Source organism: Micromonospora noduli (assembly GCF_003264365.1).
Classification (GTDB): domain Bacteria; phylum Actinomycetota; class Actinomycetes; order Mycobacteriales; family Micromonosporaceae; genus Micromonospora; species Micromonospora noduli.
In genome coordinates this window covers 1-25,486 of sequence record NZ_PYAK01000059.1, presented here as the reverse complement: position 1 = coordinate 25,486, position 25,486 = coordinate 1, and the positions used below count along the sequence as shown (strand labels likewise).

Here is a 25,486-nt window from a genome sequence, read left to right as displayed (position 1 = left end):
CTCCGGCGGTCGCCGACGGCGTGCTCAGCGCTCGTCGCCGCCGCGGTCGCGGCGCACTGTGGCCTTGCGGCCCTTGATCGTGCTGGAGCGCAACCCGGAGATGACCTCGTCGGCGACCCCCTGCGGTACCTCCACCAGTGAGAACCGGTCGGCGATCTCGATCGAGCCGATGTCCCGGCCGCGGATGCCGGTCTCCCCGGTGATCGCGCCGACCAGATCCTGCGGGCGCACCCCGGCGCGTCGGCCCAGGCCGACGAAGACCTGGACGGTGTTGCCGCCGCCGGAGCGTGGCCGGCCCCCGCCCCGCCGGTCGCCGCCCCGGCCACCGGCCTCCGGTCGACCCTCGCGCGGCCCACGGACCGGAACCTGCGGGATCTCCTCCTCGTCGTCGGAGCCCGGCGACGTCACCTCGTGGGCCAGCTTCACGGCGGCGAGGGCGACCTCCATCAGGTCGAACTCGTCGGTCAGCGTCTCCACGATCACCCGGAACGGGTCGAGGTCGTCCTCCAGCAGGCTCTCCCGCAGGGCCGCCTGGGTCAGCTCCAGCCGCCGGGTACGCATGTCGGCCACGGTGGGGATCTTGTCGATGGTGATCCGCTGGCCGGTCACCCGCTCGATGGTCTTGAGCATCCGGTGCTCACGCGGCTCGGCGAGGGTGATCGCCACGCCCTCGCGGCCAGCCCGGCCCACCCGGCCGATCCGGTGCACGTACGACTCGGGGGCGGACGGCACGTCGTAGTTGACCACGTGGGTCAGCTGCTCGACGTCCAGCCCACGGGCCGCCACGTCGGTGGCCACCAGCAGGTCGGCGGTGCCCGCCCGCAGCCGGCCCATGACCCGGTCGCGCTGCTCCTGGCTCATGCCGCCGTGCAGCGCCTCGGAGCGGTAGCCCCGACCGTTCATCGTCTCGGTCAACCGGTCGACCTCTTCCCGGCTGCGGCAGAACACGATCGCCGCGGTCGGGGACTCCACGTCCAACACCCGACCCAGCGCGGCCGGCTTGTGCGCCCGGGTCACGATGTACGCGCTCTGCCGCACCCGGGGCGCCTCACCCGCGACCTGCTGCTCCCGGCCGATCTCGATCCGCACCGGTTCGCGCAGGTGCTGGCGGGCCATCCCGTCGATGCGCGACGGCATGGTGGCCGAGAAGAGCACCGTCTGACGCTGCGCCGGAGCGTGCTCCAGGATCGCCTCGATGTCCTCGGCGAAGCCCATGTCGAGCATCTCGTCGGCCTCGTCGAGCACCACCGTGGCCAACCCACCGAGGCGCAGGGTGCCCCGGGCGATGTGATCGAGGGCACGGCCCGGGGTGGCCACCACCACGTCGACACCGCTGTCCAGTGCCCGCAACTGCCGCCCGATCGGCTGCCCACCGTAGATCGGCAGCACCCGCGCGCCCAGGTCCTTGCCGTAGCGGTGGAACGCCTCGGAGACCTGTACCGCCAGCTCCCGGGTCGGCACCAGCACCAGCGCCACCGGGTCGCCGCCCTGGCGGTGTGCCGCCATGAGGTTCAGCAGCGGCAGCGCGAACGCAGCCGTCTTGCCGGTGCCGGTGGCCGCCTGACCCAGCAGGTCCCGACCCTCCAGCAGCGGTGGGATAGCCTCCCGCTGGATGGGGGTCGGCTCCTCGTACCCGAGGGCGGCGAGCGCGCCCAGCAGCTCGGCGCGGAGCCCGAGCTCGGTGAAGGCGCTCACCTCGTCGGTGCCGTCGGGGGTGGCGTCGATCGGTGCGTCAATCGGTGCGTCGTGCTGTGCAGGTGCGGAACTCATGTGCCAAGCCTTTCATTACGCCGTCCGAGCCGCTGCGCCGACCGCCACAAGAGCTGTCCCCGAGCCCGTGCTGCGGCTGTCCCGCGACCCGACGGCGGCCTCGATCAGGCGTCGGTGGTCAGGATGGCCAGCACCATCACCGCGGCCAGGGCCACATCGAGCACCACGCAGAACTCGGCGTAGCCGCGCGGCACCACCCGGCCGTTGCGGTGCGCCAGGTCCCAGCCGGCGTGCGCCAACCACCCGAACGCCACCAGCCAGGCGGCGGTCCGCCCGCCGGCCATCACCGCGACCAGCGTCAGGGCGACCCAGATGGCCAGACCGGCGAGTTGGGTGGCGAGCACGCCCCGCCCGCCCAGCGTGCGGCGGGCCACGCCGATCAGCAGGTAGCCGCCGGGCAGCACCAGCATCGTCCACGGGCTGAGCACGCTCGGGTCGACCCACATGTCCACGGTCAGCAGCAGCGCCAACCCGGCCGGCCAGCGGTGGGCGAGCGCCGCCACGACCCGGTGTCGGCGTACCGGCGCCGACGCCTCGTGCCGGTGTCGGAGAGCCACCAGCACCATCGCGGGGATCATCAGCAGGTGACCGCCGAGCAGCAGCGCGTCGGCGTCGATCAGGCCGGCCCGGAACGGCACGAGCAGCAGCAGGAACGGGACGTACATCGCGGCGGCCATCTCGCCGACCGCGTGCCAGCGGTGCGCCCGGTAGCGCATCCCCACCGTCATCCCGACGGTCATGTTCGTGGCCATCACCAGTGCGGCGACCTCCGGCCGGGCCAGCGTGTCGCCGACGGCCAAGGCGGTCCCGGCCAGTTCCCACAACGGCCCGAGCAGCAGCATCCCGGCGACCATCGCCACTGCCATCTCGCCCAGATGCCACAGCAGCCGCCGTCTGCTGCTGGTCGGTGCCGCGGCGGTCGGTGCCGCGGCGGTCGGTGTCGCGGCCGAGGGGGTCGGCTCGTCGGTGGGCAGGGGCGCGGGCGACGGTACGGCGGTGAGGCTGTCCGCGTACATCCGGGTGTTTTCCATGCCTCGACCCTGCCGGTGACCCCGGTGTGGGCGGCAGACCCGTCCGTCACGGGAAAACGGTGCGGACCGCACGGCCTGACCGTGACAGTTCGCATGGGTGGACCGTGCGCCGGGCGGTCCTAGGATCGGTGCGTGGCGAGCGAGGCGGTGACCCCCCGGGCGGACCGCCGGCTGCGTCGCGCCCGGCGGGCGACGCTGGTGTCGCTGGCCACCGGCGTCTGGGCGAGCGTCCTGCTACCGGCGGTCGGGCTGACCCGCGAGCCCGACCCGGGCCGGGTGACACTCGGCGCGGTCGGCATCCTCGCCTTCGTGATCGCCCAGACCGTCGTGCTGTACGCGGCCGTGACGCCGTGGCTCGAGCCGCGCTGGCGGCGTCGGGCCGAGCTGAGCCTGGTCGGGGTGGCGGTGCTGACCGTTCCGCTGGTGGGTCCGGTGGCGGCCGGCAGGTGGCCGACCTGGGCCTGGCTCGGTGCGGCGCTGATCGGCATGACGCCGCTGCTGGTGCGGTGGCGGGCCGGGCTGGCGGTCGCGGTCGGCGTCCTGGCCGTGGCGGTCGCGGTGGCCTGGTGGACCGGCGGTTCCGTTCCGCGCCACCTCGCCGTGACCGGTGGGATCGGCGCGGCAGTGGCCGCCGTCAACGGGTTCCAGGTCTGGTTCTGGGACCTGCTCGTGGAGGCCCGGCAGGGCCAGGCCGCCCAGGCGCGGCTGGCCGCCGCCGAGGAGCGGCTGCGCTTCGCCCGCGACGTGCACGACGTCCTGGGGCACCGCCTCACGGTGATCGCGTTGAAGGCCGAACTCGCCGCCCGGCTGGCCCCGGTGGACCCGGAACGGGCCGGAAGGGAAGCCGCCGAGGTGCAACGCCTGGCCGCCTCCGCGCTGAGCGAGGTACGGGAGACCGTGCATGGCTATCGGGCCGTCGACCTCGACGAACAGCTCACCGCGGTGGTGGGGGTGCTGCGCTCCTGCGGGGTGCGGTGCACGGTTCTGCCGCTGCCGGCGGACCTGCCGCAGCCCGCCGCCATCGAGCTGGCGGCGGTGCTGCGCGAGGCGAGCACCAACGTGCTGCGGCACAGCCGGGCCGACTGGTGCCGGATCAGCATCGATCGGGAGGATGACGTGGCCAGGATGACGGTGGCCAACGACGGCGCCGACGACCGCGGCCCGGACGCGCACAGCCACGGCCTGCGCGGGCTGGCCGACCGGCTCGCCGCCGCCGGGGGCGAGTTGCGGGTACGCCGGGAGGACGCGATCTTCACCCTCGAAGCCACAGTGCCGGCGCCGTCGTGATCCGCGTCCTGCTCGCCGACGACGAGGACCTGATCCGGGTCGCCGTCGCCGCGCTGCTCGGCCTGGAACCGGACATCGAGGTGGTGGCACACGCCGCTGACGGGAAGACAGCCGTCACCGTGGCGCTGGCGCACCGTCCGGACGTGGCCGTGGTGGACCTGGAGATGCCCGGCCTGGACGGCATCGCGGTAGCCGCGGAGCTGACCCGGGTCCGACCCGACTGCGCGGTGATCGTGCTGACCGGCCACGGTCGTCCCGGGCACCTGCGCCAGGCGTTGACCGCCGGCGCCCGGGGGTTCCTGCCCAAGGGCTCGCCGGGTGGGGCGCTCGCCGACGTGATCCGCCGGGTGTACGCCGGAGGTCGTTACGTCGACCCCTCGTTGGCCGCCGACGCGTTGACCCTGCCCCCGTGCCCGCTGACCCCTCGGGAACTGGAGACGCTACGGCTGGTGGAGGTGGGTGCCCCGGTGGCGGTGATCGCCCGTCGGGTGCACCTGTCCACCGGAACCGTACGCAACCACCTCTCCGCCGCCGTGCAGAAGCTCGGTGCCGCCGACCGGGCCGAGGCGGTGCGCACCGCCCGGGACAACGGCTGGCTCTGACCGTCGGCGCGCCTGGCGGACGACCCGAAGCGTGAGTGGACCGACGCTGATCAATCAAGGCAGTCGAGTCCTCGCCTCCCGACCGACTGCGAAGATGGACAAATGCCCAGGAAAGTCGCGGCGGGTCCGGTCGCCTGACAAGGCACTGCCTCGCGGCCGTGGTGGCGTGTCTGATCCTGAGCCCGGTCGCGGCGCGACTCCCCCCGCTGGCGGTGGGTCTGCTGGGCGCGGCCACCATCACCGTCGTCGCCATCTTCGACCTGACCCACCGCGCCCGGATCGCGGGTGAGGTCAACCCGGCGTCGGCCGGGGACGCTCCCCGCCGCCACCCGGCCTGAGGGGTGTGGCGCGGTTCCGATCTGTGGGGGGTGGCGTGGACCGCCCGGCTAGCGTGGGCGCGTGCGTACGGTGGAACTGGTCTGCTCGCCCGGCCTGGAGGTCGCGGTCCGGGCGGTCTGGGGCCGGCTGGCCGCCGCCGGGTTGCCCAGCCTGGCCCGCAACATCCACCCGACCAACCGGCCGCATCTCACCCTCGCCGCCGTCGACGAGTTCCCGCCGGGGGTCGAGCACCGCCTGACCGACCTGTTTGAGACCGCGCTGCCGGTGCCGGTGACGCTCGACCGGGTCGTCGTGCTCGACGGCAGCGCCCCACTCGTCTGGCTCGTCCGACCCACTCCGGCGCTGACCGCGCTGCACGCCGCCGTCTGGGACGTTCTCGCCGAGGCCGACGGACACCGCCCGTGGCATGCGCCCGACGCGTGGGTGCCGCACCTGAGCCTGGCTCTGCGGTTCCGCAACGCGGACCTGCGGGTGGCTCGTGCCGTCGCCGGTGGGCAGCGCCCGACGGGCGACTTCGACGCCGCCCGCAGCTACGACGGCACGGACCGGACGGTGACCCCGCTGACCCGGCGTGGCTGAGGTCGTCACGCGTGTTCCGGAACCTCAGTTGCTGCCCCCACCGCCGTCGCCGCCTCCGCCGCCTCCGCCATCGACCCCGCCGCTGAGGTCACCGCCGCCTCCGCCGCCCGCACCGCCGGCGTAGCCGTGGCGGCCGTCGACGAAGGGCAGGTCGCCGCGAATGCCGGGTGGCTTGGGCCGCTTGCCCGGCCCGGCGAGATGTTGCAGGCAGACCCGGCCGGAGACCGGGAAGCATTCGCCACGACCTCCGCAGTCGGCCAGGTAGCGGTTGCCATCGCGGATGTCCAGTTCCTGGTCCACCCGGAACAACAGGGGAAGGCCGGTCGGGCCGCACCCCTCGTCCCGCCGGCCGTGGCCCAGCGTGGCGAGCAGGAGAGGTCCGCGACTGGCGTCGGTCGTGTCGCCGCTCCTCGCGGCCGTCGGTCGGTGATGCGTAGAGCGCCCGAACGCGGCGTCGCAGAAGGTGGCGTAGTCCCGCGCATGGAGGGTCAGCTCCTGCCACAGATCGTCCACGACCACCGAGGGCATGGACAGCTTCGCGCTGGGCTGGCGGGCGATGATCCGGAACCACTGCCGGGTGGCGGTTTCGACGAGAACGAGGTCGTCGTCGCTGAGATGGGGATACCGATTTCGTAGATGTTGACGTCCGCTGGCGGGAAACCGCAGCTCGGACACGGCGCGGAGTCGGCGAGGGGTGCGGTCGCTTCTGAACTTCGTCCACATCATCCGGTTACTTCTATCCGCCCGGGGTGCAGGCGCTAAGGCCTCGACTTGCCGAAGTGGCGCCGCGGCTCCTTCAGAGTAGGGCAGCAGGCAAGCATCTCACCGACGCCTGTCAGGCAGGGCTGTACGCGGCGGCCAGTGCGGCGAGGGCGTCGGCGCTGCGGCTCCCCGGCTCCGGCGTGCCGACCAGGAGCTGCTGTCCGGGCGCATCACGGACGTCGAACGTCTGGTAGGTCAAGTCGATCCGTCCGGCGGCCGGGTGCTGCACCACCTTGAACATCCTGGTCAGACCGCGCACGCTCTGGTCCGCCCAGAGGGCCCGGAACTCTGGCGAGCTCCGCCCCAGGTCGGCCACCAGCGACCGGATCTCCGGGTCGTCTGGAAAGAGGCCGGCATTGAGCCGCAGAGCGTGTACGACGTTCCCCGTCAGAGTCGGCCAGTCCGGAAAGACGGTGCGCGCCTGCGGATGCTGGAACAGCACCCGGACCATGTTGACCGTGCCCTCGAAGGGCGACAACAGCGCCGCCGCCACACTGTTGGTGGCCAGCACGTCGAACGCGGGGTTGAGTACGTAGGCGGCGGAGGTGGGGAACGCGTCCAACAGCCGCAGCAACTCGGGGTGAACCGAATCTCGAAAGCTCGTCGGACCCATGCTGGGGTTCAGCCCGGCGAGCCGGAAGAGGTGGCCGCGCGCATCCAGGTCGAGGCGCAGGGCCCGTCCGATCGCGTCGAGCACCTGCGCCGAAGGGTTGCGCTCCCGGCCCTGTTCGAGGCGGGCGTAGTAGTCGACGCTCACGCCGGCCAGCACCGCGATCTCCTCACGGCGCAACCCGGACACCCGGCGGTCGCCGCCCCCGCGCAGTCCAACGTCCCTGGGGTCGACACGGGCACGCTGGGCTCGGAGGTAGTCGCCGAGCCCGTTGCTGGTGGCGACCATGCCCACCAGCCTAAAGCTCCAGTCCCGCCCTCGACGGCCGCTACCGCGACGGCGGGCATCGCCGGCAGCCGGTCAACAGCGGAACCGGACAGCGACGCCGAAACCGCGCTGGGCCGGCGTGGTGGCCGGGGCGCACGGAGCAGTGCAGGTCCAAGGCGTTCCAGGGTGCGGTGCACCTAGGAAAGGCCGCCCTTCCCGGCTCCGGGCCGCCGCAGGATGGTTGGACACGCACTGCCTCGACGAAGGCACCAACCGAGACCAGGAGCAGCAGTGACCAGCCCATCCTCAAAGATCATTCTCATCACCGGCGCGAGCAGCGGCATCGGTGCGGCGACCGCCCGCAGGTTGGCCGCCGACGGCCACCACGTCGTGCTTGGCGCCCGACGGGTCGATCGGCTCGCCGCGCTCGTCGATGAACTGCGCCGTGACGGCGGCACGGCCGACTACCAGGAACTCGACGTGACCAGCAGGAACAGCGTGCTCGGCTTCGTCGAGGGCGTGCACGACCGGCACGGGCGCATCGACGTTCTGATCAACAACGCCGGGGTGATGGCCCTGTCCACGGTCGACTCCCTGCGGACTGACGAGTGGGACCAGATGATCGACGTGAACCTACGCGGCACGCTGCACGGCGTCGCGGCGGCCCTGCCGCTCATGCGGGCCCGCGGCAAGGGCCACATCATCAATATCGGTTCATCCGCCGCCTACCGTGTCGACGCGACCGCGGCGGTGTACTGCGCCACCAAGTACGCCGTTCGGGCGCTCACCGAAGGCCTGCGTCAGGAAAGCCGGGACGTCCGGGTGACCCTGGTCAGCCCGGGTTACACCCACTCCGAACTCACCCAGCGCGGCGGTGACCCGCAGATCCAGGCCGCCGCTCGGGCAGCGGCCGACGAACTCGGCATGCCAGCCACCGCGGTGGCCGACGCCATCGCCCACGCGATCGCGCAGCCCGACACCGTAGACGTCAACGAGATCATCATGCGGTCCACCGCGCAAGGCTGAACACGCACGAGGAGGAGAATGATCATGGGTGAAGCGCTTGAGATGACGACATTCCGGCTCGTCCCCGGCCTCACCGGCGCCGACTTCGTCAAGTCCAACAAGGACATCGACGACTACCTACGACGCCAGCCCGGCTTCCGCTGGCGCCGCATCACCGCGACCGATGATGGCACGATCACCGACATCGTCGCCTGGGACTCGGTGGCGGACGGCCGGCGCAGCGCGTCAGGGATCATGACCGAAATGGCCGACTCGCCGGTGCACGCGACCATCGACCACGCCACCGTGGACTTCCGGATCGTCCCGGTGTTGCACGAGCTCACCTGATCGTGGCGGCTGTCGGTTCGAGCCAGGCACCCGCACCGCGGATGCGCCGCCATCGCCGGGCATGATGAGGGGATGACCGCAGGCGCCGAAGGGTGGGGGATGGCCGAGCTGGCCGCTCTGCTGGCCGACAGCACCCGGGCCAGCATCTGTGTCGCGCTGCTCGACGGGCGGGCGTGGACCGCCGGCGAGCTGGCCCGGCGCGCCGGTGTCGCCCCCTCGACGGCCAGCGACCACCTCACCCGACTCGTCCGCGGTGGGCTGCTCGTCGAGGAACGGCAGGGCCGGCACCGCTACCTGCGGCTGGCCGGGCCGTCGGTGGCCCAGCTGATCGAGGACCTGGCCGGGCACGCCCCGGTCGCGCCCCCACCGACCGGGTCGCTGCGGGCGGCGACCGCCACCGCCGCCCTGGCGTACGCCCGGACCTGTTACGACCACCTGGCGGGGCGACTCGGCGTGCTGATGTACGACGCGCTGCTGGCCGGCGGACGGTTGGACCGCTCCAGCGGGTTGACGCTGACGCCCGACGGGTGGGCCTGGGTGGCCGGGTTGGGCGTACCCGTGGACGTGCTGCGCACCGCACGCCGCCCGGTGGTCCGCGACTGCCTGGACTGGACCGAACGCCGCCCACACCTGGCCGGAGCGCTCGGCGCGGCACTCTGCCGCCGCTTCACCGATCTGGGCTGGATCAGCCAGGGTGTCGGCCGTGCCATCCGTCTCACCCCCAGCGGACGCGTCGCCCTCGCCGAAACCCTGGATGTCCCCGACGACACCCTCGCCCCCGCCCCGTTCCCGGCACTCACCAGCGGCCGAGCATGACGCGTAGCGGCAGCCGGCGGGACTGGTTTAGCCGTTCTGCCAACGCAACGGCGTTGGCGTCCTGAATCAAGCACGATCTTGGTGGCGCGGCGTGACGGCATTGTTCGGTGGGGGGCGAACGGTTCGGGCCCTACGGTCGGGCGGTGACTGACAACTGGCCGCACATTGCGCCCGCCCCGGGAACACCGGCGTGTGGGCCGCCCTCGTTCGAACCGGAGCGCGGTTGGTGGGTGACCCGGCACGCCGACGTGCGGGCGGCGCTGACCGACCCGGCGTTCCAGGTGCCGGCCGTCGACACCGGTCCGCCCGGCACCCTCGCCTGGCTGCGCGCCACGGTCAGCCGGTTCAGTCCGCAGCGACGGCACGCCGAGCGTCGGGCGGTCGCGGTGAGGGCGCTGGCCCCGCTGGACCCGGACGACCTGCGACACGACGCGGCACGGCTGACCGTGGCCGTTCTCGACCGCGCCAGCGACCGCGTCGACGTGATGCGGGAACTGGCCCGGCCGGTTCCGCTGCGGGCGTTGGCCGGCCGCCTCGGTTTCGCTGATCCGGCAGCCGCCGGGACGGCGGTCGCGGTCGTCGCGGCGGCGTACCACCCGGGGGTGGACCCGGCCTCGACCGTGCGGGCCGACCGGGCGGTTACGGCGCTGCTGGCGCTCGCGCCGCAGGGTCCGCCGGAGGTACGGGCGAACCTGATCGGTCTGCTGGTCCAGGCGTGCGACGCGACCGCCGGCCTGATCGGCGCCTCCGCCCGTCACCTGCTGCCCCCGGCCGCCCCGCGAGCGGCGGCCACGGCACGGACCGCCGACCTGCTGGCCGAGCTGCTGCGCCTCGACCCACCGGTCCGGGCCACCCGGCGGGTCACCGTCCACGAGGTACGGCTGGGCGGGCAGGATCTGGCGGCTGGAAGCCCCGTGCTGCTGCGCTTCGACGCGGCCAACCGTGACCCGCAGGCGTTCACCGAGCCCGCGGCGTTCCAGCCCGGTCGACCCGGTGCCGGGCTGTTGACCTTCGGGACGGGGGAACGGGGTTGCCCCGGCGACCGGCACGCCCTGGCGCTGGCCACCGGGGTGCTCGACGTGCTGCGGGAACGCTGCCGGCGCGACCCGACTCCGCTGCGCCACGAGCCGCACCCGACCCTGCGGGTACCGACAACCCTGGAGGTGAGCGTCCGATGAGCGAACATCGTGCCGCGTTTCACGCCCTGCACCGCGCCGGCAGTCCCCTGCTGCTGCCCAACGCGTGGGACCACGCCTCGGCGGCGGCGCTCGCCGCGCGCGGACATCCGGCCATCGGCACCACCAGCCTCGGGGTCGCCGCGACCGCCGGCCTTCCCGACGGCGTCGCGGCCACCGCAGCGGAGACCCTCGCCCTGGCCCGCCGGCTGGTTCGGCTGCCGGTGCTGCTCAGCGTGGACGTGGAGGCCGGGTTCAGCGACGACCCGGCGGAGGTCGCCGAATACGTGGCGGAGTTGGCCGGGCTCGGCGTGGCGGGGATCAACCTGGAGGACGGGCTTGCCGATGGCACCCTCGTCGACACCGAGGTCGCCGCTGCCAAGATTGTGGCCGTGAAGGCGGCGGTGCCGGAACTGTTCGTCAACGCCCGCACCGACACCTGGTGGCTCGGCGTGGACGACCCGCTGCCGCAGACCCTCGCCCGTGCTCGTGCCTACCGGGTGGCCGGTGCCGACGGGATCTTCGTGCCCGGGACTGTCGACCTGGCCACCCTGCGCGTCCTCACCGAGCGGATCGACGCTCCGGTGAACGCGCTGTACCAGCCGGGCGGACCGGGGCTGGCCGAGTTGGGCGGCGCCGGGGTGGCCCGGGTCAGCACAGGCTCGCTGCTGTTCCGGGCCGCGCTGGGTGCCGCGCTCGCCGCCGCCGACGCCGTCCGCGACGGCGGGCCCACCACACCGGCGGGACCGCCGTCGTACGCCGAGGTGCAGGCCCTGGTGCCGACGGACGGCGACTGACGGTGGCTGGCGGCGCTCCGGCGGTGGCTGGCGGCGCTCCGGCGGTGGTTGCCGGGCCGGCTCTGGCCCGCGCCAGGCGGCCCGTCGTTGGGTGCCGTGCTCGGCTCGCTCGATGTGGCCCCGCCGGCCGCCGGCTGGCGTCGGTGTTGGTGTGTTGGTTGCTGCCTTTGGAGCTGAATCGTTTGTGACATCACGCGGCCGCCCTGTGTGGCATCACGGCCCACCTGTGTGAGATCAGGGGCCCGCCCTGTGTGACATCAGGGCCTGCTTGTTGTGGACATCAGGACCCCGCTTGCGAAGCCGGCGGCGTTGATTCGTTGGCGACATCAGCTCGAAAGCGCCAGACCAAGGATCAGCCCGGTGCGTCGTCCACGCTCCGTTAGAGGGGAAATAGGAGGATTGTTCGGTCCGTTCCGCTCCCGATGATTACGGTGTGTTTCAGGGCGAACCACCCAGTGCCGTGACCGGAGAGAGGGACCCGTCATGCGAGTGCCCAGCCGTAGCCCGGGACAGCAACCCGGCTCGCCTCCGTCGCCCACCGCTCCGGCCCGCCGCAGACCCTCCGGTGCGACCTCCCGCCGCGTTCCCGCTCCTGCCCCCGACCTGCCCGCTTATCGGGCCGCCGTCGCCGAACTGCTGGTCGAGGTCGGCGCCCTGGCCGACGCGGCGAGCACCCGGGCCCGGCAGGTGCTCATCGACGAGCGGCTGCGGGAGCCGGCGCTCGCCGCGGTCCTCGACGCCACCCCGCAGGGGCTGATCGGCGCGCGCGAGACGTTGCTGCTGGAGATGGCCCGGTACCAACCGAACGACCGCACCTCGGCGACTGACCTCAGCGCACTCGTCCGGATCTACCTGCTCTCCCGCATCGACGTGCTGTGGTGGCAGGACGCGCCGACCTTCGTCACCGACGACCAGGTCAACGGCAGCCCCGAGCTGGTCGACCTGGAGTGGCTGCGTCGCCGCGACCTGCTGCGGTTCCGCTACCAGGAGCAGCCCGCCACGATCCTGGGCCGGGCCGCCCGCGGGCTGCGTCGCCGGCTGCGACCCGATGCCACCCCGCGCACCGCGGGGCTGCTGTTCCGCCGCGCCCGGCGCGAGGTGGTGGCGCTGCTCAACGACATCGGACGGGAGTTCACCGCCGTCGCGCCGCCGGCCACCCCGCCGCTCTGGGTGACCAGCCTGGTCCGCAGCGCCGAGCACCAGTACCGGCTGCGCCGCCTGGGCTACGCCGCGATGCTGCCCAGCGGGCACTGCCTCGGCTACTCGGCCGACGTCGAGCTGGCCTGGTTCGAGCGGTTCGGCGCGCGCGAGGCCCTGGCGGAGCTGCTGCTGAGCCGGCAGGAGGCCGGTGAGCTGAACCTGATCGACGAGGGGCAGGCCTGGCACCTGTGTCTCGCGCCGACCGCCCGGCGTCGCCTACGCCGGGCGTACGAGGCCGAGATGGGGGTCTGAGCCGGTGTGCGGCATCGCGTTGAGCATCGGCCCCGAGGCCGACCCGGCGACCTTCCGGCGGATGCTCGCCGCCCTGGCCCCGCGCGGTGAGGTCACCGAGACCCGGTCCGAGAGCGGGCTGCTCGCCGGCACCCGCCGCCTGCGGATCGTCGACCGGGACCGGGCGGTGCAACCGTGGACGTCGACCGACGAGCGTTGGCTGCTCTGCTTCAACGGCGAGATCTTCAACTACCGGGAGTTGCGGGCGCAGCTGACTCGCCTGGGGCAGGCCTTCCGCACCGAGAGCGACACCGAGGTGCTGCTCGCCGCGTTCCAGCAGTGGGGCGAGGCGGCGGTGACCCGACTCCGCGGCGAGTACGCCTTCGCGGTCGTCGAACGGGCCACCGGCCGGGCGTACCTGGCCCGCGACCCGCTCGGGGTCAAGCCGCTGTACTGGTCCCGTCGACCCGGCTGCCTGCACCTCGCCTCCGAGGTCAAGGCCCTCGTCGGGCACGGCGCCCCGATCGCCGAGGTGCCGCCCGGGCACCACGGCTGGGCGGACGCGGACGGGCACGTGCGACTGAGCCCGTACGTCGACCTGCTCACCATCGGCGACGGCCTGCCGGTCATCGACGACCCGGACGAGGCCGCGCTGCTGGTACGCGCCGCGCTCAGCGACGCGATCCGGATGCGGGTGGAGACCGACCTGACCGTCGGGGTGGTGCTCTCCGGTGGGCTGGACAGCTCGTTGACCCTGCGGCAGGTGCGCGACATCCACCCGGACTGCGTCGCGGTGACCGTGGGCGTCGCCGACAGCCCCGACGTGGCGTACGCCCGGCGGCTCGCCGCCGACCTCGACGTGCCGCACGTGGTGGTCGAGCTGCGACCGCGTGACATCCGGCTCGCCGACGTCCGCGAGGCCATCCGGATCTCCGAGCTGACCGAGTACGGCGACATCATCAACGCGGTCGTCTCGGTGCCGATCTTCCGGCGGCTCCGCGACCTGGGCATCAAGGTGGTGCTGACCGGCGACGGCTCCGACGAGCTGTTCGGCGGGTACCCGATGTACCACCAGGTCGCCCCGGCGGCGGCCCGCCGACTGTTCCTGCACCGGATCCGCAACCTGTGCCGCACCGAGTTGCAGCGGGTCGACCGGGCCGCCATGGCGTACGGCGTGGAGGCTCGGGTGCCCTTCCTCGACCTCAGCGTGGTGGAGCTGGCGATGCGGTTGCCGGTGGATCTGAAGCTGCGCCACGGGCAGGAGAAGTGGATCGTCCGGCGGGCGTTCGCCGACGTGCTGCCGGACTACATCCTCCGCCGTCGGAAGAACCCGATGTCGTACTCGTCGGGGCTGCACGAGCGGGTCCGGCTGTACAAGCCTCTCTTCGCCCGGCTGCACCGCTCCTTCGGCTACGACCTGCAGGAGCCGGTCCGTCGGGACTTCGACACCGTGCTGAGCCGCTGCGGCAACGACCTGGACCGGGCCATCGCCGACGGGCTGACCCGGCCCGACTACACGGTTCTGGAGCACGCCCGCGACCTGGTCGGCGCGGCCAAGTGGAACGCCGCTCCGGTGGTCCGCCGGCTGGTCGGCCCGCGCCCTGCCCGCCAGTGACGGCCGCCCCGCGCGCCACGCTTGACTCTGACACGGTGTCAGGGACGAGTGTGAGGGGACCATGTTCACCATCGGAGAATTCGCCAGACTCGGCCGGGTTTCGGTGCGGATGCTGCGCCACTACGACAGCATCGGTCTGCTGCCCCCCGCCAGCGTCGACCCGCACACCGGCTACCGCTTCTACCGGGCCGACCAGTTGCGCCGGCTCAACCGGGTGATCGCCCTGAAGGAGTTGGGCCTCACCCTCGAACAGGTGCGCGCGATCGTCGACGACGCCGTCGACGTGGCCGAGCTGCGTGGCATGCTGCGGCTGCGCCGGAGCCAGTTGGCGGAACAGTTGACCGCCGACACGGCCCGGCTCACGGCTGTCGAGGCGAGGCTCCGAATGATCGAGTCGGAGGGTCGGATGACCACCCAGGACGTCGTCCTCAAGGAGATCGCGCCGGCCCGCGTCGCGGAGCTGACCGCCGTCGCGCCCAGCTACCAGGGCGAGGACATCGGCCCGGTGATCCAGCCGCTCTACCCGGAGTTGTTCCGCCGGTTGGCCGCCGCCGGGATCACACCGACAGGGCCGGGCATCGCCTGGTACGAGCCCGCGGACCCGGGCGGCGACGCTGTCGTCGTACACGCCGGTGTGCTCGTCGACGCCGAGCCGTCCGCGGCGCCCGACGTCACGGTCCGCGACCTGCCGGAGCTGCGCAACGCTGCGACGATCATCCATCACGGTGCGATGGACGACGTCGAGCCGAGCATGCAGGCGCTCGCCCGGTGGATCGAGGAGAACGGCTACCGCACCGACGGCTTCGCCCGGGAGGTATACCTCGACTACTGCCCGGACACCCCGGAGAAGGGCGTCACCGAACTTCAGGTCGCCGTGTACCGCGACTGAGCGCTCAGCTCACCAGCAGCGCGCCGACCGCGGCGAGCGTCGCGGTGACCGCGAGCAGGGTGCTGGTCAGCACGAACCGGGTCAGCGGCACCGCCACTCCGGCCGCCCGGCAGCGCTCGAACCACAGCAGGGTGGCCAGTGACGCCCAGGGGGCGGCCAGCGGGCCGACGTTGGTGCCGATCAGCAGGGCCAGCAGGCGGGTGTGGTCACCGGTCGGCAGTACCGACTCGCCGGCCAGGTAGGCGGGCAGGTTGTTCACCGCGTTGGCGAGCAGCGCTCCGGTGCCACCGGCGCGCAGGGCACCCAGCGCACCACCGTCGGCGCCGACCAGGGTGCCGACCAGGTCGTCCAACCCGTGCCGGCCGAGGGTCTGCACCACCAGGAACAGGCCGGTGACGAAGAACAGCAGGCGCACCGGGACCAGACCCGGGCGCAGCGTGTCGGGGGAGCGGACCAGGAACCCGACCAGCACCAGGGCGAGCCCGACGGTGGAGGCGATCTCGATCTCCACGCCGGCGAGGATGCCGGCGACGAAGATCAGGCAACCGGCGAGCGCCGTACGGTGCAGCACCGGGTCGGCCGGCACGTGCCGGGTCGGTGGGACGAAGCGCCCACCGGCGGGTCGCTCCCGCCGCCACCACCCGAACCACAGCAGGGCCATGGTGACCGCCACGGCGGCGAGCTGCGGCAACGCCATCCGAGCCGCGTACGCCAGGGGTGCCAGCCCGACCCGGTCGGCGGCGAGCAGGTTGGTCAGGTTGGACACCGGCAGCAGCAGACTCGCGGTGTTCGCCAGCCAGACAGTGGTGACGGCGAGCGGGGCGGCGGGGATCCGCAGGTTCCGGGCCAGCGCGAGCAGCACCGGGGTGAGCAGCACGGCGGTGGTGTCGAGGTTGAGCACGAGGGTGGTCAGCGTGGCGAGACCACCGCAGAGCAGGAAGAGTACGGCCCACCTGCCCCGGGAGGCGATGGCCAGTCGGCTGGCCAGCACGTCGAAGACACCGGCCACGGCGGTCAGCTCGGCGAGCACGATCACGGTGCCGAGGAACAGCAGCAGCGGCAGGATCCGGTGCAGGGTGGCGGTGGTGTCCGCGCGGGGGAGCAGCCCGCTCAGCGCGCAGGCCGCCCCGACCACGGCGAGGACGGCTGCCACCAGGTCCAGGGGGTGGGGCCGCCGACGCGTGGCCGGTTCGGGCGGGGCGGCAACTGTCACGTCTGTTCACGTTGGCACAGCGCCTGGCCAGCCGGTTCGCAACCCCCGTCCTGGTGACGGGCCCCACCGTGCCCGCCCCCGAACGGACCTGGCGTCGCAACGGGCCGGGCCCGGCCCCCGAGGATCGGAGGCCGGGCCCGGTGCGGTGCGTGGTGTCTACCAGCCCAGGTAGCTGGGCTGGGTCTGCACGTTGAGCTCCTGGTAGCGGGTCAGCTTGGCCGACCAGGTACGCCAGTCGTTCAGCTCCAGGACGTCCAGGCCCTTCACCATGTCGTTGGAGTAGATGTGGCCGTTGTAGTAGTACGCGGACCAGGTGCCGCCGCCGACGAACGTGTCGGCCGAGAGCGGGCCGCGCTCCCAGAAGGCGATCTCCTTCGGGTTGGCCGAGTCGGTGAAGTCGAACACCGAGATGCCACCCTGGTACCACGCCTGGACCATGATGTCCTTGCCGAGCACCGGGATCAGCGAGCCGTTGTGCGCCACGCAGTTCTCGGTGTTGGCGTTCGCCCGGGGGATCTTGTAGTAGCTGCGGAAGGTCATCGTCCGGGCGTTGCCCCGGCCGGCGATGTCGTAGATGGCGTCCGCGCCGCGGTTCGGGCCGACGGTCTCGTTGCAGGTCGCCGCCCCGCCACCACCCAGCTCGTCGGTGAAGATCACCTTGGTGCCGGAGTTGTTGAAGGTGGCCGAGTGCCAGAACGCGAAGTTGACCTCGTCCCGGACCCGGTTGATGACCCGGGGGGCCTCGCGGTTCTTGATGTCGAGCAGGATGCCGTCACCCATGCAGGCGCCGGCGGCCAGGTCCTTCGACGGGTAGGCGGTGATGTCGTGGCAACCGGTGGTCGCCGAGCCGGTCGGGCTGCCGGGGAAGCCGCCATCGTCCGGGAAGAGGTTCGGCGTCGCGACCACTGCCGCGTCGGTCGGCTTCTTCACCGGCACCTTGATGATGGAGATGGAGTCGTGCGGCGGCTGGCAGTCCGGGAACTCGGCCCGCGGGCTGTACGACGAGACGTACAGGTAGATGGCCTTGCGGTCCTTGCCCGGCACCAGGGTGTGGGTGTGGGAGCCGCAGGCCGTCTCGACGGACTTGATGTAGCGCGGGTTGGCCTTGTCCTTGATGTCGAAGACCTTGATGCCCTCCCACGAGCCCTTCACGTCCGCTCCCTGCGTGGTGCTGTTGCAGGAGTCGTCGCTGCGCGACGAGTCGGTGGAGAGGAAGAGCAGGTCACCGTGGACGGAGATGTCGTTCTGCGACCCCGGGCAGAGCACCCGGGCCTTGACCGTCGGCGCGCTGGGCCGCGAGATGTCGTAGATGACGAAGCCGTTGTAGTTGCCGGCGAACGCGTACTTGCCCTGGAAGGCGATGTCGCTGTTGGTCGCGTCCAGTGGGGCGACCTTGGGGACGTTCGCGATCTGGCGCAGGTTGGGGCTGCTCACGATCTCGTCGACGCCGGGGATCGTGTTGGTGAGCGCCGGGGCCTCGGCCGCCTGCGCCACCGTCTGGGCGTTGCTCGCCGGGGCGACGAGGGCGCTGGCGACGAGGAGGCCGGTCGTGGCGAGCGCCACGACACGCAGTTGTCGTAACCGTGGCTTGTGGAATCTGATCATCGGCGGGGCCCTTCGCAAGGGGGAGACGATGGTTGACACGTTACCGCCCGACGAAGAACGTCGATGTGAGCTGGATCACATGAAAGCGGGTTCTTCAATGGATAGCATCGCGGTGACCTCGACTGCAGGGAGTGGCCCATGACCAACCGGCGCGCACGCATCCTGGCGGTCGTCACACTGGCTCTCGTGTTGCCGCTGGTGGTGTTCATGGTGATCCGCCTCGACGGCGACACCGGTACGAGCGCACCGCAGCCGGTCTCCGCGCCCGTCACCTCCGCCGCCTCGCCCACGGCCAGCCCCGTCCCCACCGACCTGACCGTCATCGCGCCCGGCCGTCCGGGTGAGACGGCGGCAACCCGCCCGGCGCACGAGGTCCGCGACGCCGGTCCCGCCCCGCACAACTCGCTGGACGTCTGGTTCGTCCGGATGATGATCCCGCACCACGCGCAGGCCCTGGCGATGGCGGAGCTCGCCCCCGACCGGGCCGCCGACCCCGACGTCCGGGCCATCGCCGAGCGCATCCGGGCCAGCCAGGGGCCGGAGATGGGCATGATGCGCGGCTGGTTGCAGACCCGTGGCCTTCCGGCGGAGGTGCAGGGGCACGACCACGGCACCATGCGCGGCATGCAGTCGCCCGAGGCGATGCGACAGCTCGCCGCGACCCGTGGCGCGGACTTCGACCGGCTCTTCGTCCGGATGATGACCGAGCACCACCAGGGCGCCATCGAGATGGCCACCAACCTGCTCACTGTCGGCTCCGACCTGACGCTCAACGAGTTCGCCAACTCCGTCGCCACCGAGCAGACCGTCGAGATCGACCGCATGCGCGAGGTCCTCGGCGGCTGAGCCCGGGCGCGGGGCGCGAGGCGCGAGCATCCCGGCACGTACGCTGGGTGACCGTGAGACGCACAGTGTTCGGTCGCCCGCTGCGCGGCGTCGCCTTCGACGTGGCCGTCGCTCTGCTGGTGGTCCTCGTCTCCCTGGCCGCGGCGGTGAACCAGCCGGGCGGTTGGGCGGCCACGGCGGTCGGCGTGGGGATGGCGGTGGCGCTGCTGTTCCGTCGCACCCACCCGAGCGCGGTGACGGTGGCGGTCGCGGTGCTCGCCCTGATCCAGGTGATCGCCCGCTGGGGTCCGCTCATCTACGACGTGGCCGTCCTGATCGCGCTCTACAGCGTGGTGAAGTACGGCCGGCGGCTGCGCGACGGTGTACTGGCCGGCGCGGTCGCGGCCGTCGGCGTGCTGCTGGCCGCAGCGCAGACCCCCAACGTCATCCAGTGGTGGGTGACCGCGCTGTGGTACGCGCTGGTCACCGGGGCGGTGTGGCTGGTCGCGCTGAACGTGCGGACCCGCCGGCTCTACGTGCTCAGCCTGGAGGAGCGGGCCAGCACCCTGGAACGCGAGCGAGAGGCCGAGTCCCGGGCGGCGGTCGCCGAGGAGCGCACCCGGATCGCCCGTGAGCTGCACGACGTGGTCGCCCACAGCATGGCCGTGATGATCGTCCAGGCGGACGGGGCCCGGTTCATGCTCGACCGTGACCCCGCCCAGGCGCGCACCGCCGTGAAGGTGGTCGCGGACACCGGCCGGCAGGCACTGGAGGAGATGCGCCGCCTGGTCGGCGTTCTGCGCGACGCCGGCCCGGCCGGTGCGGACGGTGCCGACGGGCTGGCGGTGGCGGCCGACCCCGAGCACCGGCGCCTCGCGCTGGCCGAGCTGCCCGACCTGCTGGCCCGGTTCGACGACGCCGGTCTGCACGTTCGCAGCACCGTCACCGGTGCGCCACCGGCCCTGCCGCCGGGCCTGGAGCTGACCGTCTACCGGGTGGTGCAGGAGGCGTTGACCAACGCGCTCAAGCACGCCGGCGTCGGCGCCGGCGTCGAGGTCTTCCTGTCGTACACCGCCGAGGCCGTCATGGTCCGGGTGGTCGACGACGGCCGCGGCCGCCCGCTGGTCAGCCCGGCGCCGTCCGGCGGTCACGGCCTGCTCGGCATGCGGGAGCGGGTGACGGTGTACGACGGCAGCCTCACCGCCGGTCCCCGGCTGACCGGGGGCTGGCAGGTCGAGGTTCGGCTGCCGCTACCGTCAGAGCCGGCAACGGAGGTGATCGCGGCATGACGGTCCGGGTAGTGATCGTGGACGACCAGGCGCTGGTCCGCGCCGGTTTCCGGATGGTGCTGGAATCCCAGCCCGACCTGGAGGTCGTCGGGGAGGCGATCGACGGCGCGGACGCCCTGCGGGTGCTCGCCCGCACCGAGGCCGACGTGGTCGTGATGGACATCCGGATGCCCACCATGGACGGGGTGGAGGCGACCCGTCGACTCTGCGCCGAGCGGCCCGAGGGTGGCCCTCGGGTGCTGGTGCTGACCACCTTCGACACCGAGGCGGACGCGTTCGCGGCGTTGCAGGCCGGGGCGAGTGGTTTCCTGCTCAAGAACGTCCCGCCGGAGGAGCTGCTGGCGGCGATCCGGGTGGTGGCCCAGGGCGACTCGGTGGTGGCTCCGTCGATCACCCGACGCCTGCTGGACCGGTTCGCCGGGCAGCTCGGCGCCGCCCCGAGCGCCGACCCTCGACTCGCGCAGCTCACCGAACGAGAACGGGAGGTGCTGCTGCTGGTCGCCCAGGGGCTGTCCAACGCGGAGATCGCCGCCCGGGTGCATGTGGCCGAGGCGACGGTGAAGACCCACGTCGGGCGGATCCTGGCGAAACTCCAGCTGCGCGACCGGGTCCAGGCGGTGGTCCTGGCGTACGAGAGCGGGCTGGTCACGCCCGGCGGATGACACCGTGTACGACCTGGGTCGTAGCGGCCGGAGGGCGCACCGCGACCCGGGGCGCACGCAGGTCGAGCGCGCAGGTGGAGATCGACAGACCGGTGCCGGCCATAGCGTCGGAGGGGTCCGATCCGCCACCTGCACCGGGAGCCCCGCATGATCCGCCTGACCCTGCGTTCGCTGCGCGCCGAGGCGCTGCGCATGCTGCTCTCGGCGCTCGCCGTCGTGCTCGGCGTCGCGTTCGTCGCCGGCACGATGATCTTCGTGGACGGGATGCGCGCCGGGGCGTACGAGCGGGCCGGCACCTTCGACCGCCACACCGACCTGGGGGTCTACTCAGCCGGCCGAGAGGTGTTGCCCCCGGCACTGGTCGACCGGGTGCGGGCGGTCGACGGGGTGGCCGCCGCCGCCGGTGAGCTGACCAACACCGCCGGGATCGTCGGAGCCGACGGTCGGCCGGTGCTCGGCTTCACCATGCTCGTCGCCATCCCCACCGAGGACGCGCTGCGCTCGTACGACGTGGTGGCCGGCCGGTTGCCCGACCGGGCCGGCGAGGTGGTGCTCGACGCGCCGACGGCGGCCGAGCAGGGCTTCGGGCTCGGCGCGGCGGTCCGGATCGGCGCCACCGGCGGGGCGGCCCGCCCGTACACCCTGGTGGGCACCGTCGACGTGGCCGGCACCGCCCGCGACGTCGGCGGTCCGTTCGTCGGCCTGGTCGGGCCGGACGCCCTGGCCCTCACCGGCGAGCGCGGCTACGGCCGGATCATGGTGGCGGCCCGACCGGGCGCCGACGTCGCGGCGCTGACCGAGAAGGTTCGGGCCGCCTCCGGCGCCGAAGCCACAGTGAAGAGTCGCCAGCAGATCCTCGACGAGGCCGTGGAGGACGCGGTCCGCAACGTGGAACAGTTCCGCATGCTGCTGTTGATCTTCGTGGGGGTCGCGGTCGTGGTGGCCGGCTTCGTGATCGCCAACACCTTCGCGATCGTGCTGGCCCAGCGCACCCGACGGACCGCGCTGCTGCGCCTGATCGGTGCCACCCGGGGACAGGTCTTCCGGTCCACGCTGCTGGAGTCGGCGGTGCTGGGGCTTGTCGCCTCCGCGCTCGGGGTGCTGCTCGGGGTGGCCCTCGCCGCCGGATTGCGGCTGCTGCTGTCCCGACTGGACGTGCCGGTCACCGGTGGGCTGACCGTGAACGGTTCGACAGTGCTCACCGGCCTGCTGCTGGGCACCGGGCTCACCGTGTGCGCCGCCCTGCTGCCGGCCTGGCGGGGGACGCGGATCGCCCCGGTGGCCGCGCTCACCGACGCCGCGGTGCAGCCCAGCCAGGGTGCCGGTCGGGTTCGGTTGAGCATCGGCGCGGTGGTCCTCGCCGTCGGTGTGGCCGCGCTGGCCGGCGCCGCCAGCGCCGGTCAGCTGCTACTGGTGGCGGTCGGTGGGGTGCTCACCTTCTTCGGGATCGTGCTGTTCGGGCCGGTGCTCGTCCCCGCGCTGGCCCGGGTGTTCGGCTGGCCGGTCCGACGAGTGCTCGGCACCATCGGTGAGCTGGCGGTCAGCAACACGGTGCGCAATCCGCGGCGGGTCGCCGCGACCGCCACCGCGCTGGTGATCGGTATCGGACTGGTCTCGGCGTTCATGGTCGGCGCGCGCAGCACCAAGGACGGCATCGAGCGCAGCGTGGACGCCCAGATCGGGACGGACTTCGTGGTCAGCGGAATCGGTCAGGACCTGCCGGCCGCGCTCGTCGGTGAGCTCGCCTCCCGTCCCGAGCTGGGTGTGGTGCACGAGCAGCGCAGCACGGTCGTCGACGACGTCGAGATCCGCGCGGCCCACCCGGCGCTGGTCGGCCGGACGCTGAGCGGGGTGCTGTCCGGCGACGCCGAGCGGGTCGGGCCGGGGCAGGTGCTGGTGCACCGCGGGTTGGCGCGGGCCCGCGGTTGGCAGGTCGGCTCCCCGGTGACCGTCGGGGGGAGGTCGTTCCGGGTGGCCGCCGTGGTGACCGACGACAGCCCCAGCGGTGAGGTGCCAGCGGGTCACGTCATCGACCTGTCCGACCAGGACTTCACCGCGCTCTTCCCCGCCCGGCGCGGCTACCTGGCCGAGATCGACCCCGCCGCCGGGGTGGGCCCCGCGCGCGCCCGCGACGCGATCACCGCGGTGCTGGGCCGCTACCCGACGGTGAACCTGATGGACCAGGGCGCCTACAAGAAGATGCTCACCGGCACTGTGGACATGCTGCTCGCCTTCGTCACCGCGCTGCTCGGTCTGGCCGTGGTGATCGCCCTGGTCGGCGTGGCGAACACCCTGAGCCTCTCGGTGGTCGAACGGACCAGGGAGAACGCCGTGCTGCGGGCGGTCGGGCTCACCCGAGGGCGGATGCGGGCGGTCCTGGCGGTCGAGGCGGTGCTGATGGCGCTGGTCGGCGCGGTGCTCGGGGTCGGGCTCGGCACCGGAGTCAGCGCGTCCACCATGGCCCTGCTGGACCGCCTCGGCGGCGACTTCCACGTGGTGCTGCCGCTCGGCCAGCTCGGGCTGATCCTCGGTGTCGCGGTCCTCGCCGCCCTGCTCGCCTCGGTGCTGCCGGCCCGCCGAGCGCTGTCCCGCCCGGTCGTCGAGGCGCTCGCCGACCAGTGAGCCGGTCGCGGTCCGGACCAGCCGGGTCTCCCCCCGGTGACCGGACGGACATCCGCCGGCCGGCCCCGCCATCTTCCCCGGCGGCGGGACCGGCCAGCGGTGCCGGGTCTACAGGCGCTCGACCATCGGGCCGACGCACCGGTTACGGGTGTCGAAGATGTAGCGGGCGTGCCTGACCACGAGGTCGTAGTCGAAGGTGTCATGGTCGGTGACCACCACCACCGCGTCGGCCGCACGCACCTCACGCTCGCTGAGCCCGACCACTGTGACCCCGGCGGGGATCTGGTGCGCCTCGGCGTACGGCTCGACGGCGTGCACCTCGGCGCCGAGGGCCTGCAACCGACGGGCCACGTCCACGGCGGGGGAGTCGCGCATGTCGCCGGTGTTCTTCTTGTACGCCAGACCGAGCAGCAGTAGCCGGGCACCGCTGACGGCACGACCGTCCCGGTTCAGCCCTCCCATGATCCGCTGCGCGACGTGTTCGGGCATCTCGTGGTTGACGTCGTTGGCCAGCTCGATGAACCGGAACTGCCGACCGAGGCGGCGCTTGACCTGCCAGGACAGGTAGCACGGATCGATCGGCAGGCAGTGCCCGCCGACGCCGGGGCCGGGCCGGAACGGCATGAAGCCGAACGGTTTGGTCGAGGCGGCGTCGATCGCCTGCCAGACGTCGATGTCGAGGTGGTGCGAGAGCATGGTCAGCTCGTTGATCAGCGCGATGTTGACCTGGCGGAAGGTGTTCTCGATCAGCTTGGTCAGCTCGGCGACGCGGGTGGAGTCCACCGGTACGGTGCGTTCCACGAGGCGCTGGTAGAACTCGTCCACCCGGGCCAACGCCGCCGGGTCCACACCGGAGACGACCTTCGGGGTGTTCTCCAGTCGCCACGTCGGGTTGCCGGGGTCGATCCGCTCGGGGCTGTAGCCGAGGTGGAAGTCACCGGGGCTGGTCAGGCCGCTGGCCGACTCCAACAGCGGGCGCAGCAGCTCCTCGGTGGTGCCCGGGTAGGTGGTCGATTCCAGGATCACCGTGCAGCCCGGGCGTACGTATGGGCCGATACCGATTCCGGCCTGCTCGACGAAGCTCAGGTCCGGGGTCCCGTCGCGCAGCGGGGTCGGCACAGTGATGACGCAGATGTCGAACTCGTCAGCGTCGCTGTACTCCGTGCTGGGGTGGTAGCGGCCGCTGCCCAACGCGCGGCCCAGCTGGTCGGCCCGAATGTCCTCGACGAACGACTCGCCGGAGGCGAGACGCTTCACCCGGTCGGCGTCGACGTCGAGACCGACCACGTCGAGCCCCGCCTCGACGGCCCGCATGGCCAGCGGCAGTCCGACGTACCCCTGACCGATCACGACCAGCTTTTCAGCGCTCACCCAGGCTCCCGCAGCAGATGGTGTAAATAGCCTGCTGAGAGCCTAGAGGCGTCTTCGGCGTCGTAAGTCCGTTTTGGGGATATCGGTGCTGGTGGGACTGACGGGGGTCGGCCACAGCGCGCGGCTCAACCTTCCGCCGGCACCTCGGGATCGACAGGCGGGCTGGAGGTGGCGGGTGGATCAGGAGGCGCGCTGGTCGTCGGCGGCGCGGCCGTGGTGGGCGCCGCGCTGGTGGGCGGCGCCGTGGTGACGCCCACCGTCGGCGTCGGCGAGTTGGCGGTCTGGCTCGGCTGCAGGCTCGGCGTGGCGGAGACCGACGCGGACGGGGAGTTGCCGGTGACGTGCGGCCGGTCCGGCCGGCCCGGCTCGACGCTGGTGATCTGCTCGTTCGCCGCGGGCAGGTCGACGGGGCCGCTCGGTGCCACCGTCGGCGAGGTGGCCGGCAGATTGACCGCCGGGTCGTCGCCGACGTTACGCGTCGCGGCCAGCGCCGCGCCGAGCCCGACCAGCGCGACCAGCATGGCCGCCGCCGCGCCGACCAGCGGACCCCGCCGTCGGCGCGGCGGCGGCCATGCT

General features: G+C 72.6%; 23 protein-coding genes and 1 pseudogene. 16 read left to right on the top strand and 8 right to left on the bottom strand.

What is annotated here, in order from left to right; translation table 11 throughout:
• Positions 1–24: 24 nt before the first annotated feature.
• Together GUI43_RS28300 and GUI43_RS28295 are read right to left on the bottom strand one after the other, a co-directional pair.
• Positions 25–1,770: a DEAD/DEAH box helicase gene (locus GUI43_RS28300; protein ID WP_225855296.1), complete on the bottom strand. Its 1,746-nt coding sequence runs from the start codon at positions 1,768–1,770 to the stop codon at positions 25–27.
• A gap of 104 nt (positions 1,771–1,874) precedes the next feature.
• Entirely contained in the window at positions 1,875–2,801 is a 927-nt protein-coding gene (locus GUI43_RS28295; RefSeq protein WP_192581132.1) for a hypothetical protein, read from the bottom strand.
• Between the two features lie 132 nt (positions 2,802–2,933).
• On the opposite strand from GUI43_RS28295, the gene GUI43_RS28290 reads away from it, so the two are divergent.
• The 4 genes from GUI43_RS28290 (at position 2,934) to GUI43_RS28275 (ending at position 5,608) form a co-directional block, all read left to right on the top strand.
• Positions 2,934–4,088, top strand: a complete 1,155-nt coding sequence (locus GUI43_RS28290) for a sensor histidine kinase (RefSeq protein ID WP_112673407.1) — start codon at positions 2,934–2,936, stop codon at positions 4,086–4,088.
• Positions 4,085–4,690, top strand: coding sequence for a response regulator transcription factor (locus tag GUI43_RS28285; RefSeq protein WP_112587153.1), 606 nt, complete (start codon positions 4,085–4,087; stop codon positions 4,688–4,690). The genes GUI43_RS28290 and GUI43_RS28285 overlap by 4 nt, the downstream gene beginning before the upstream one ends.
• A gap of 158 nt (positions 4,691–4,848) precedes the next feature.
• A complete protein-coding gene (locus GUI43_RS28280) occupies positions 4,849–5,028 on the top strand; it encodes a hypothetical protein (RefSeq protein WP_112587151.1) in 180 nt (59 codons plus the stop codon).
• 61 nt (positions 5,029–5,089) lie between these two features.
• On the top strand, positions 5,090–5,608 hold the full coding sequence (locus tag GUI43_RS28275) for a 2'-5' RNA ligase family protein (RefSeq protein WP_112587149.1): 519 nt from the start codon (positions 5,090–5,092) through the stop codon (positions 5,606–5,608).
• 24 nt (positions 5,609–5,632) lie between these two features.
• Here the strand turns inward: GUI43_RS28275 and GUI43_RS34045 are convergent, their stop codons facing one another.
• A complete protein-coding gene (locus GUI43_RS34045) occupies positions 5,633–6,331 on the bottom strand; it encodes a UCP032817 domain-containing protein (protein WP_502322466.1) in 699 nt (232 codons plus the stop codon).
• Positions 6,332–6,443: 112 nt separating this feature from the next.
• Entirely contained in the window at positions 6,444–7,268 is an 825-nt protein-coding gene (locus tag GUI43_RS28265) for a helix-turn-helix domain-containing protein (protein WP_112587145.1), read from the bottom strand.
• 270 nt (positions 7,269–7,538) lie between these two features.
• On the opposite strand from GUI43_RS28265, the gene GUI43_RS28260 reads away from it, so the two are divergent.
• The 8 genes from GUI43_RS28260 to GUI43_RS28225 all read left to right on the top strand — a co-directional run bounded on the left by GUI43_RS28260 (position 7,539) and on the right by GUI43_RS28225 (position 15,323).
• A complete protein-coding gene (locus GUI43_RS28260; protein ID WP_225855297.1) occupies positions 7,539–8,273 on the top strand; it encodes an SDR family oxidoreductase in 735 nt (244 codons plus the stop codon).
• Positions 8,274–8,297: 24 nt separating this feature from the next.
• Positions 8,298–8,600, top strand: a complete 303-nt coding sequence (locus GUI43_RS28255) for a hypothetical protein (RefSeq protein WP_112587862.1) — start codon at positions 8,298–8,300, stop codon at positions 8,598–8,600.
• 72 nt (positions 8,601–8,672) lie between these two features.
• Positions 8,673–9,416, top strand: coding sequence for an ArsR/SmtB family transcription factor (locus tag GUI43_RS28250; RefSeq protein ID WP_112587141.1), 744 nt, complete (start codon positions 8,673–8,675; stop codon positions 9,414–9,416).
• Positions 9,417–9,559: 143 nt separating this feature from the next.
• A complete protein-coding gene (locus GUI43_RS28245; RefSeq protein ID WP_225855298.1) occupies positions 9,560–10,594 on the top strand; it encodes a cytochrome P450 in 1,035 nt (344 codons plus the stop codon).
• Positions 10,591–11,388: an isocitrate lyase/PEP mutase family protein gene (locus GUI43_RS28240; RefSeq protein ID WP_112700164.1), complete on the top strand. Its 798-nt coding sequence runs from the start codon at positions 10,591–10,593 to the stop codon at positions 11,386–11,388. Before GUI43_RS28245 ends, GUI43_RS28240 begins: the two co-directional genes overlap by 4 nt.
• Before the next feature lie 483 nt (positions 11,389–11,871).
• Positions 11,872–12,840 (top strand): DUF5715 family protein, encoded by a 969-nt coding sequence (locus tag GUI43_RS28235; protein ID WP_112587134.1) that lies wholly within the window; start codon positions 11,872–11,874, stop codon positions 12,838–12,840.
• Between the two features lie 4 nt (positions 12,841–12,844).
• The gene (locus tag GUI43_RS28230) at positions 12,845–14,434 is read left to right on the top strand and encodes an asparagine synthetase B family protein (protein WP_112700163.1); all 1,590 of its coding nucleotides are present in this window, start codon (positions 12,845–12,847) and stop codon (positions 14,432–14,434) included.
• Between the two features lie 61 nt (positions 14,435–14,495).
• Positions 14,496–15,323, top strand: coding sequence for a MerR family transcriptional regulator (locus GUI43_RS28225; protein ID WP_112700162.1), 828 nt, complete (start codon positions 14,496–14,498; stop codon positions 15,321–15,323).
• 4 nt (positions 15,324–15,327) lie between these two features.
• Here GUI43_RS28225 and GUI43_RS28220 read toward each other — a convergent pair whose 3' ends face one another.
• A complete protein-coding gene (locus GUI43_RS28220) occupies positions 15,328–16,536 on the bottom strand; it encodes an ArsB/NhaD family transporter (RefSeq protein WP_112700161.1) in 1,209 nt (402 codons plus the stop codon).
• A 156-nt stretch (positions 16,537–16,692) separates the two neighbouring features.
• On the bottom strand, positions 16,693–18,141 hold the full coding sequence (locus tag GUI43_RS28215; RefSeq protein WP_112587126.1) for an LVIVD repeat-containing protein: 1,449 nt from the start codon (positions 18,139–18,141) through the stop codon (positions 16,693–16,695).
• A gap of 138 nt (positions 18,142–18,279) precedes the next feature.
• Between GUI43_RS28215 and GUI43_RS28210 the strand changes: the two genes are divergently transcribed.
• The 4 genes from GUI43_RS28210 (at position 18,280) to GUI43_RS28195 (ending at position 23,539) form a co-directional block, all read left to right on the top strand.
• Complete coding sequence (locus tag GUI43_RS28210) at positions 18,280–18,987, top strand: DUF305 domain-containing protein (protein ID WP_112700160.1); 708 nt, start codon at positions 18,280–18,282, stop codon at positions 18,985–18,987.
• A gap of 47 nt (positions 18,988–19,034) precedes the next feature.
• Entirely contained in the window at positions 19,035–20,255 is a 1,221-nt protein-coding gene (locus GUI43_RS28205) for a sensor histidine kinase (RefSeq protein ID WP_112700159.1), read from the top strand.
• Complete coding sequence (locus tag GUI43_RS28200) at positions 20,252–20,917, top strand: response regulator (protein ID WP_112587120.1); 666 nt, start codon at positions 20,252–20,254, stop codon at positions 20,915–20,917. Before GUI43_RS28205 ends, GUI43_RS28200 begins: the two co-directional genes overlap by 4 nt.
• Before the next feature lie 147 nt (positions 20,918–21,064).
• Entirely contained in the window at positions 21,065–23,539 is a 2,475-nt protein-coding gene (locus GUI43_RS28195; protein WP_112700158.1) for an ABC transporter permease, read from the top strand.
• Positions 23,540–23,647: 108 nt separating this feature from the next.
• Here the strand turns inward: GUI43_RS28195 and GUI43_RS28190 are convergent, their stop codons facing one another.
• Together GUI43_RS28190 and GUI43_RS34040 are read right to left on the bottom strand one after the other, a co-directional pair.
• A complete protein-coding gene (locus GUI43_RS28190) occupies positions 23,648–24,910 on the bottom strand; it encodes a nucleotide sugar dehydrogenase (RefSeq protein ID WP_112700157.1) in 1,263 nt (420 codons plus the stop codon).
• A gap of 125 nt (positions 24,911–25,035) precedes the next feature.
• A pseudogene (locus GUI43_RS34040) lies at positions 25,036–25,486 on the bottom strand (serine/threonine protein kinase); the annotation flags it as partial.